This window comes from Pseudomonas sp. Sample_21 (assembly GCF_004307525.1).
In the GTDB taxonomy this organism is placed as follows: Bacteria; Pseudomonadota; Gammaproteobacteria; order Pseudomonadales; family Pseudomonadaceae; genus Aquipseudomonas; species Aquipseudomonas atacamensis.
On the sequence record NZ_RCNZ01000128.1, the window covers coordinates 39,637 to 49,158 of the forward strand.

General features: G+C 59.5%; 7 protein-coding genes. 3 read left to right on the forward strand and 4 right to left on the reverse strand.

The window, feature by feature from the left end; all coding sequences use genetic code 11:
• Nucleotides 1–71 precede the first annotated feature (71 nt).
• Complete coding sequence (locus D8U71_RS25205) at nucleotides 72–890, forward strand: ABC transporter substrate-binding protein (RefSeq protein WP_130888961.1); 819 nt, start codon at nucleotides 72–74, stop codon at nucleotides 888–890.
• Entirely contained in the window at nucleotides 887–1,723 is an 837-nt protein-coding gene (locus tag D8U71_RS25210; protein WP_041476583.1) for an amino acid ABC transporter permease, read from the forward strand. Before D8U71_RS25205 ends, D8U71_RS25210 begins: the two co-directional genes overlap by 4 nt.
• 7 nt (nucleotides 1,724–1,730) lie before the next feature.
• Here the strand turns inward: D8U71_RS25210 and D8U71_RS25215 are convergent, their stop codons facing one another.
• Together D8U71_RS25215 and D8U71_RS25220 are read right to left on the reverse strand one after the other, a co-directional pair.
• On the reverse strand, nucleotides 1,731–2,009 hold the full coding sequence (locus D8U71_RS25215; protein ID WP_071171374.1) for a helix-turn-helix transcriptional regulator: 279 nt from the start codon (nucleotides 2,007–2,009) through the stop codon (nucleotides 1,731–1,733).
• Nucleotides 2,006–3,355 carry a HipA domain-containing protein gene (locus D8U71_RS25220; RefSeq protein ID WP_125927733.1) on the reverse strand — a complete coding sequence of 450 codons (1,350 nt, stop codon included), beginning with the start codon at nucleotides 3,353–3,355 and terminating at the stop codon, nucleotides 2,006–2,008. Before D8U71_RS25220 ends, D8U71_RS25215 begins: the two co-directional genes overlap by 4 nt.
• 407 nt (nucleotides 3,356–3,762) lie before the next feature.
• On the opposite strand from D8U71_RS25220, the gene D8U71_RS25225 reads away from it, so the two are divergent.
• Nucleotides 3,763–5,961, forward strand: coding sequence for an autotransporter outer membrane beta-barrel domain-containing protein (locus D8U71_RS25225; RefSeq protein WP_241664258.1), 2,199 nt, complete (start codon nucleotides 3,763–3,765; stop codon nucleotides 5,959–5,961).
• 211 nt (nucleotides 5,962–6,172) lie between these two features.
• Here the strand turns inward: D8U71_RS25225 and oadA are convergent, their stop codons facing one another.
• Together oadA and D8U71_RS25235 are read right to left on the reverse strand one after the other, a co-directional pair.
• A complete protein-coding gene (gene oadA, locus D8U71_RS25230) occupies nucleotides 6,173–7,981 on the reverse strand; it encodes a sodium-extruding oxaloacetate decarboxylase subunit alpha (RefSeq protein ID WP_130888962.1) in 1,809 nt (602 codons plus the stop codon).
• A gap of 101 nt (nucleotides 7,982–8,082) precedes the next feature.
• Entirely contained in the window at nucleotides 8,083–9,498 is a 1,416-nt protein-coding gene (locus D8U71_RS25235) for an acetyl-CoA carboxylase biotin carboxylase subunit (RefSeq protein WP_024014853.1), read from the reverse strand.
• Nucleotides 9,499–9,522: the final 24 nt, after the last annotated feature.

Sequence of the window (9,522 nt, forward strand, 5' to 3'; positions counted from 1 at the left end):
AGTCGTTCTTATAACTATTTAATACGCACCACTCGGTTAATAACAACCTCTTTTTTCAACAGGAAGCGACTGTGAAATTCCAACCGCTATTGGCCCTGGGCCTGACCATTCTGGCCTCCACCCAAGCCTTCGGCGGCGCGACGCTGGACCGTGTCGAACAGAAAAAAGAGCTGGTCGGCGTGCTCATGGAAAGCTATCCGCCCTTCTCGTTTCTCAATGAGCAGAATCAACTCGACGGTTTCGATGTCGACGTTGCCAAAGCGGTGGCGGACAAGCTTGGCGTCAAACTGCGTCTGGAAACGCCGTCCTGGGACGTGATCGCCGCCGGCCGCTGGAGCGGGCGCTACGACATCTGCATCTGCTCGATGACCCCGAGCAAGGCCCGCGCCGAAGTGTTCGACTTCCCTGTCGAGTACTACGCCTCACCAGCGGTGATCGTGGTCAACGCCAAGGACGAGCGCATCCACAGCGCCAAGGACCTGAGCGGCAAAAAGGTCGGCCTGACCAGCGCCTCCAGCTACGAAAGTTATCTGAACAAGAACCTGGTCATCGAAGGCGCCGAGGATACGCAGTTGGAGTATCCGTTCGAGGATGTGCAGATCGCTCCGTACGACACCGACAACGTCGCCTTCCAGGATCTGGGCCTGGGCGCCGGCGTGCGCCTGGATGCGATCCTCACCAATCTGGTCACCGCACAGCCGCGCCTGAATCAGGACCAGCGCTTCAAACTGGCCGGTGAACCGCTGTACTCGGAACCCAACTCGGTGGCCATCGAAAAGGGTGATCCGCAGTGGGACGCCAAGGTGCGCGAGGTGTTTGCCCAACTGAAACAGGACGGCACCCTGAGCAAGCTGTCGCAGAAATGGATCGGCGCCGATATCAGCCAATGACTTCCTTTCCGACCCCGCCCCAGCCACCGCAACCGGTGGCTGAAACACGCCTGCAAAAGCTCTTTGGTTTCCGAACGCGCCTGTACCTGACGTGGGCGGCGCTGTTCTGCCTGTTTGCCGGATTCTTCCTCAGCTTCGACCTGAAGTTCGCGATCATCCTCGACAAGCTGCCCAACCTCGTTGGCCTGAAGCTGGCGCCGAACGGCTTCCTGCAAGGCGCAGCGCTGACGCTGTTTCTCTGCGCATGCTCGATCATCGCCTCGTCGCTGCTCGGTTTCATCACCGCGCTGGCGCGCCTGTCGAACAGCGCCGTGGCATTTGGCATCGCCAGTTTCTACACCTCGTTCTTTCGCGGCACGCCACTGCTGATCCAGATCCTGCTGATCTACCTCGGCTTGCCGCAACTGGGCATCGTCCCCGGCGCCATCGTCGCCGGCATCATTGCCCTGTCGCTGAATTACGGCGCCTACCTGAGCGAAATCTTCCGCGCCGGCATCCTCGGCGTCGATCACGGCCAACGCGAAGCATCCTTGGCGCTTGGCCTGCGCGAAAGCGTGATCTTCTGGCGCATCACCCTGCCCCAGGCCATGCGCACAATCATTCCGCCGACCACCAACCAGTTCATCTCGATGCTCAAGGACTCGTCGCTGATCTCGGTAATGGGCGTCTGGGAAGTGATGTTTCTCGCCCAGTCCTACGGGCGCTCAAGCTATCGCTACATCGAAATGCTCACCACGGCGGCGATCATCTACTGGCTGATGTCGATCGGGCTGGAGCTGATTCAGGCACGGATGGAGCGGCATTACGGCAAGGCGTATGTGCGCCGTAGTTGAGGTGCATTCAAATGGTGTCCCGGCGAATCCGCACTACGCCCATTTTCATGCCGAACGGGCGGAACACCGCGTTCAGCGACTTCAGGGTCTGATTGCCTTCGCCATGTTCGATATGCACCAGCGTGCGCACTGAAATCTTGCACATCTTCGCGAACTGGGACTGATGCAGACCGGTGACTTCGACCCGTAAACGGCGCACGGCGTCACCGATTTCCAGAGTGCCTTCGGCCAGTGATTGCTGAATGCTTTCGATGAGCGCCGTGCGCTCGAGGACGGTCAGACTCATTGCAGGTCCCACTCTTTCAAACGTTGCTCGAGATTTTTCAGATGAACGCTTGGGTGATTCATGGTTCTGGCGGGCAAACCGCTGGCCGTAAGAATATCCGGCAGTGCGGCCAGACGGCGGGCATCCGCGCGCAGGCCTTCGAACAGCGCCGAGGCATCCAGCCCCGCCAACGAATCGTGCGGATCTGCGCTATCGGCCAATACGCGGCAGACACCTCGCCAATCGACATCGCCCGCCCGCTCCAATTCTCTTGGCCATTTGGTCGTACGAGTCACGCCTTCGTCATCCATGACCATCGGGGCGAGGTCATAAATCGGCGCGAGCTGGAAAGCGTTCTCTTGCCGGATGATCGCCGTGTTACGACCGTGGTTATCTGAGTTTCCGAGGATTTTATTGATCAGGTCGCGACGCAGATAATCGGCGACGAGGCCGGCAATCTGGCTGGCCTGACCCGCTTTGCGCCAGAGCCCGGCGAGCATGCGGATCACTTCCAGATGATTCATGGCGCTGCCTGGCGTCGTCACTTCTGCCAGCGAATAAATCGATTCGACGGCAAAGCGCGACACCGCCCCATCTTTCACTTGTCGATCAAAACGCCGCATCCACAAACTCGGTTTGTTCGCCTCTTCCAAGGCCAGGCCTTCTGCCGCGACCGTTTCGATGCCCAATGTTTGCAGCGCTTTGTAGTAATGGAATTCGCTGCGCAGGATGTCCTGGTCGGTCTGCCCGCCCCTGTTTCTGGCGAATTTCACAAACCAGTGCTGTCGCACTTCTTCATCGTCCAGTACCGCATCGGGATACAGAAGCCCGGCGCTGTTCTCTGCCAGTAATAGCTTCGGAGCTTCCCCACCTGCCCCCGTCGCGCCACCGATGGCCGCGCCCAGCTCGTAGGCATATTCAAGAAAGCGGTTGTCGCGGCTAATGACCTCCTCGCGCTTGAATCCGATCGGCTTCCTCTCATCGACTGCTTCCGCCGATTCCTTTATTCGCATGTTGCCAATGGGAGCCGGTGTACTGCGACCCAGCAGAAACAGATCGGCGCTGATCTCGGCGGGTCTTTCCTGACCCAGGCGGGCGAGCAGAAACCGCTTGGCTGCGCCCGCCGGTGCGATGTCGTGGACAAAGGCTGGTGTCTTCGCGCGCCGACCTTCCCAATCCAGCGGATACAGGGCACTCACGGCTTGGGAAAAAGGCGACCCGATCAACTCGATGTTTTCCACCAGATAGTCCGCTTCATAGCCAAAACTGCAGCGGCTTTCGAAGCCTTTTTCCGGATCATCGAAGTCAAGAATCATCGCGTCGTGCCATTGCCCGGCGGTGAAGATCTGGAGTGTCAGGTTGTACATGTTGATTCCGTATGCATTTAAATGCAGCTGGAGGACAGAAAACTGTCTATAAATGCAATATAGTGCATTCGCGGAGTTTCAGTTGCAGGATATCTGCAACAAAATGCAGTTCTATCTTAGCCATTGGCAGGGTGCATGCAAAATAATGCAGGTAAGCGCCTGACCTCACTCCGATAAGAATGCGCCAACAGTACCAAGCCGTAGGAAAAAGAACCGGCGATGCTGCGTAAAAGCTCTGTTTGCGAAATCCCGCGAGGATTTTCGACAGAACGATCCGATGTAGCCTGCACAGCATCAGGAACCGACCGACATCGTTTTTTTCAAGGCAGCAATAGAGTTGAGCCTTTCATACAAGGAGGTTGAACTCGATGCCTGCCCTACACAAATACCGTCCCCATCACCTCGCTTTGGCGATCGCGCTGACGATCGGATCTGCCGAGGCGTCCATCGAACAGCTGCCCGACGTCCAGGTTTCTGCGCAGATCAGCGAAGACAAAACCGCCAAGCCTCGAAAGAAGAAAACACCCACACCGAAAGTGGATCCTGATGACTTGTTTGCGATCAAGGAATTCATCGGCCCGCTGGAGCACACTTCTCCGTCGCCCACGCAGGCCTCTGACGCGCCTTCGGTCGATGCCGTACGCGCGACGGTTGCGATCGAGGATTTCAGTCCGGCCTTTTATGAAGGGCTGGAGTTTCCAGAGTTCGTAGTGGTGGAAACCGGCGATGAGGAATTCGATCTTGTCGACCCGTTTGAACGCGACATGTTGGCGATCACGACGCAGCGCTCTTTTGTCTCGAGCCCGCTCGAGAATATCGGCGGCGTATCCCTGCAACTGGGCGATGGAGATGACCTGCTGGTGATCAATAAGGGCGCCCGTTGGGACGGCCGCCTGGACGGTGGCAAAGGTGCGAACGGGTTGCTGTTCAATGCCGTAGAAGGCGGCGAGATCGGTGAGACGCGCAATTTCTCAGCCATGCGTATCGCACGTGGACAGTGGACCCTGCGTCACGCTTTCGAGGGTGATGCTGACGTCAAAGCCGACGCCGTGCTGCTCAACTACGCATCGATCAATGGTGTAGATGTCGACCCGGGAGCGGTTTTTGGCGGTTATGGACACGTGACGGGGCTATATGTCGCAGGAACCCTGCTTGCCAGCCAGCAACACGGCTCTCCTAATATCAAAGGCAATCTGACGCTCCATGAGGACGCTGTGTTTTCTTACGCCGTATCTGCCGACCGCGGCTCAGATCCCGTGCATGTTCAGGGCACCGCGAGCCTGGGAGGTGCGCGTGTCGAGATTTATGGCGTACCGGGCGACTACGCTCGTACCAATGAGTATCGGCTGTTGTCTGCAAACGTCATTGATGGCGAGTTCGGTGAGGTCACCACCAATCTGGCCTACATGACACCAACGCTCTCCTATGAGCCAAGCGCGGTGAACCTGCACTACGTGCGCAACGATGTAGGGTTCGAACAACTGGCCCGAACACGCAGTGCTCGTTCGATTGCGCAGAGCTTGGATAATCGAGGGGCTTCCACTCAAGCTTTCGATATCGGCACCAACAGGGCCGTCGCCGCACTGCTGACCAGCGATAAAACCACCGCGCCCATCGCCCTCGATCAACTTGCCGCAGGCAGCAATGCCAACCTCGCCAAAGCCACGCTGAGCAGTATCACGCCGGTCAGTACGAGCATGCTCTCGGCGATGCGCCAACTGGACAACCGTTCCGGCTCTACTGACGGCTCGCGCAGTTCACCGCGTCAGGCCGCAGGCAGCGAAGACTCCGGGCGGGTGTGGATTCAGGCGCTGGGCCACGGCGGCAAGGTTGATCGCGACGCTGACGGCATCCTCCAACATGCCACGCAAGGGCTGGTCGTGGGCGCTGACTGGCGACTCGACGAGCACTGGCATGTCGGCCTGATTGCCGGCAAATCGCAGACGAAATTCGATGCCCGACAGTACGACGGCGACCTCGACAACTGGCACTTGGGCGCCTACGCCATGCGTCAGGATGGCCCGCTGTCACTGCGCCTCGGCGCGACCTACGCCAGCCATGACGGCAGCAGCACACGGCGGGTCGCGTTCAAGGGTTTCAGCGATCGTCTCAAGGGCAACTACGACGCCCATACTCAACAGGCATTCGCCGAAGTCGGGTTCAATCTGGGCCGGGATAGCGTCACCCTCGAGCCCTACGCCAGCCTCGGCTATCAGCGTTATCAGCGCGACAGCTACAACGAAAAGGGCGGCGACGCGGCACTGAAAATCTACGGCCAGACCCGCGACAACTTCAGCAGCACCTTCGGTCTGCGTGTTGCGCAGGTCAATACGCTGGATAACGGCATGCATTTGACCCCGCGATTGAGCGCAGGCTGGAAACATACCTACGGTGACATCGACAGTGGCACCCGCCAGCAACTGCGCAAGGGCGGCAAGCGCTTTGAAGTGACCGGGGCGGAACTTGATCGGAACAGCCTCGCGGTGGATGCGGGGCTCGACCTTGATCTTTCGGCGGCGCACACACTGGGCGTGGGCTTAACGGGTGAGCTAGGTAATGACAGCCGAACGTATGGCGTAGCGGGTCAATGGCGCATGGCGTTCTGACGGATCAAGCACGCCTGCTGTGGGAGCGAGCCTGCTCGCGAAAGCTGTGGATCATGCAAAGATGCTATTGGCTGACCTGGCGCATTCGCGAGCAGGCTCGCTCCCATATGTGATCCCTGGCAATGACCTGACAAGGTCGGAAAATCACAGGCAAAAAAAAGGGGAGCACATGCTCCCCCGAGGTTTAAAGCGTTGGATCGCGACTGTTATCTCAGCCTTCGATCTCGATGAGGATTTCGCCCGGGTTGACCCGGTCGCCCTTGGCCACATGAATCGCGGTGACCTTGCCGGCAATGGCGGCCTGGACTTCGGTTTCCATCTTCATCGCTTCGGTGATCAGTACCGCCTGGCCAGCCTTGACGCTGTCGCCCTCCTTGACCAGCACATCGACGATGTTGCCCGGCATGGTGGTGCTGACATGGCCTGGTGCCGAGGCCTGTTTGCGTTTGCTGCTGCCGCCGCCAACGAATTCGTTGAGCGGCTCGAACACCACTTCTTCCGGCATGCCGTCGATGGACAGATAGAAGTGGCGCTTGCCTTCAGCCTTGACGCCGACACCGGTGATGTCGACGCGATAGGTTTCGCCGTGGACGTCGATGACGAACTCGGTCGGCACGCCTTCGCCGCCCGCCGAAGCAACGGCGCCCGCTTCCGGGATTGGCAACAGCACTTCCGGCGTGAGGGTGCCGGCGGCACGCTCTTCGAGGAACTTGCGGCCGATGTCCGGGAACATGGCGAAGGTCAGTACGTCTTCTTCGGACTTGGCCAGTGCACCGATATCGGCACGCAGCTTGGTCATTTCCGGCTTGAGCAGATCGGCCGGGCGCACGTCGATGACGTCTTCGCTGCCGATCGCCTGACGGCGCAGTTTTTCATTGACCACGCCCGGTGCCTTGCCGTAGCCGCCCTGCAGATACAGCTTCACTTCGTTGGTGATGGTCTTGTAGCGCTCGCCGGCCAGTACGTTGAAAAATGCCTGGGTGCCGACGATCTGCGAGGTTGGAGTCACCAGCGGCGGGAAGCCAAGGTCTTCACGCACGCGCGGGATTTCTGCGAGCACTTCGCTCATGCGGTTCAGAGCGCCCTGCTCTTTCAACTGGTTGGCGAGGTTGGAAATCATCCCGCCCGGCACCTGGTTGACCTGCACACGGGTATCGACGGCGGTGAATTCGCTTTCGAACTGGTGGTACTTCTTGCGCACGGCATAGAAGTACAGGCCGATTTCCTGGAGCAGCTCCAGATTCAGGCCGGTGTCGTACTCGGTGCCCTTGAGCGCAGCGACCATTGATTCGGTGCCCGGGTGGCTGGTGCCCGAGGCGAAGCTGGAGATCGCGGTGTCGATGTGGTCGGCACCGTTTTCGATCGCCTTGAGCTGGCACATGGCGGCCAGGCCAGCGGTGTCGTGGGAGTGGATGAACACCGGCAGCGACTGCTCGGCTTTCAACGCGCGCACCAGTTCACCGGTGGCGTATGGAGTCAGCAGACCGGCCATGTCCTTGATCGCCACCGAGTCGCAACCCATGGATTCCATTTGCTTGGCCTGGGTGACGAAAGCATCGATGGTGTGCACCGGACTGGTGGTATAGGCGATGGTGCCCTGTGCGTGTTTGCCGGCAGCCTTCACCGCTTCGATGGCCACGCGGAGGTTACGCACATCGTTCATCGCATCGAAAATGCGGAACACGTCGATGCCGTTCACCGCTGCCTTGGCGACGAAAGCTTTGACCACGTCGTCGCTGTAATGGCGATAGCCGAGCAGATTCTGCCCGCGCAGGAGCATTTGCAGACGGGTGTTGGGCAACGCCGCACGCAGTTGGCGCAGGCGCTCCCACGGGTCTTCCTTGAGAAAGCGCACACAGGCGTCGAACGTCGCGCCGCCCCAGCATTCCAGCGACCAGTAGCCGACCTTGTCGAGCTTGTCGCAGATCGGCAGCATGTCTTCGGTGCGCATGCGGGTGGCGAGCAGCGATTGGTGAGCGTCGCGCAGGATGGTGTCGGTAACGAAGATCTTCTTAGTCATTGGTATCTCCTCATAGCGGCAAGCTTCAAGCTACGAGCAGCAAGAAAAAGCCAATGTGCTTTTACTTGCCGCTTGCAGCTGAAAGCTCGCAGCTGCTTCATTCATAGGCCTGCGTGGGCGGCGATGGCGGCGGCGATGGCCAGGGCCAGCTCTTCGGGTTTGCGCTTGATCGAGTAGTTGGTCAGTTCCGGGTGGCTTTCAACGAAGCTGGTGTTGAACTGGCCGCTACGGAATTCCGGGTTGCGCAGGATTTCCTGGTAGTACGCGGCGGTGGTCTTCACGCCCTGCAGACGCATGTCGTCCAGCGCCCGCAGACCACGGTCCATCGCCTCTTCCCAAGTCAGCGCCCAGACCACCAGTTTCAGGCACATCGAGTCGTAGAACGGCGGAATGGTGTAGCCGGTGTAGATTGCCGTGTCGGTGCGCACGCCCGGGCCGCCGGGGGCGTAGTAACGGGTAATTTTGCCGAAGCTCGGCAGGAAGTTGTTCTTCGGGTCTTCGGCGTTGATACGGAACTGCAACGCAAAGCCACGGTGCTGGATGTCTTCCTGCTTTACCGACAGTGGCAGGCCGGAAGCGATGCGAATCTGTTCGCGGACGATGTCGATGCCGGTGATTTCTTCGGTGATGGTGTGTTCCACCTGCACCCGCGTGTTCATTTCCATGAAGTACACCTCGCCCTCGGCGAGCAAAAACTCCACGGTGCCGGCATTCTCGTAACCCACAGCCTTGGCCGCACGAACCGACAGGTCGCCGATGTAGGCGCGTTGTTCCGGGGTCAGCTGCGGACTCGGCGCGATCTCGATCAGCTTCTGATTGCGGCGCTGGATCGAGCAGTCACGCTCGAACAGATGCACGACGTTGCCGAAGCTGTCGCCAAGGATCTGCGCTTCGATGTGCTTGGGATTGACGATGCATTTTTCCAGAAACACTTCCGCCGAACCGAACGCCTTGGTGGCTTCGGAGATGACCCGGGGGAAATTCTGTTCGAGTTCTTCGCGGCTGTTGCAGCGACGGATACCGCGACCGCCACCACCGGAGGTGGCCTTGAGCATTACCGGGTAACCGATGCGGTCGCCCTCAACCAAGGCTTCTTCGATGCCGGAGACGTTGCCCTCGGTGCCGGGCGTCACCGGTACGCCGGCCTTGATCATGCTGCGCCGCGCTTCGGTCTTGTCGCCCATGCGCCGGATGACTTCCGCCGACGGGCCGATGAATTTGATGCCGCGCTCAGCGCAGATTTCCGCCAGCTCGGCGTTTTCCGACAGGAAACCGTAGCCGGGGTGCAGCGCATCGCAGCCGGTTTCCACGGCCAGGTTCACCAGCTTGCGCGGGTTCAGGTAGCCGGCCAGTGGCTCGGCACCGACGCTGTGGGCCTCGTCCGCACGCTTCACATGCAAGGCATGGCGATCGGCGTCGGAAAAAATCGCAACCGAGCGAATGCCCATTTCGGCGCAGGCTCGTACGATGCGTACGGCAATCTCACCACGGTTGGCGATCAGGATCTTTTTTATCACTTGGAGGTTCCCTTGAGCCGGTGG

Bases quoted from the DNA above. Each gene is read 5' to 3' on its own strand.
- D8U71_RS25210 (WP_041476583.1), top strand. From the start codon at position 887: ATGACTTCCTTTCCGACCCCGCCCCAGCCACCGCAACCGGTGGCTGAA.
- D8U71_RS25215 (WP_071171374.1), bottom strand. From the start codon at position 2,009: ATGAGTCTGACCGTCCTCGAGCGCACGGCGCTCATCGAAAGCATTCAG.
- D8U71_RS25220 (WP_125927733.1), bottom strand. From the start codon at position 3,355: ATGTACAACCTGACACTCCAGATCTTCACCGCCGGGCAATGGCACGAC.
- oadA (WP_130888962.1), bottom strand. From the start codon at position 7,981: ATGACTAAGAAGATCTTCGTTACCGACACCATCCTGCGCGACGCTCAC.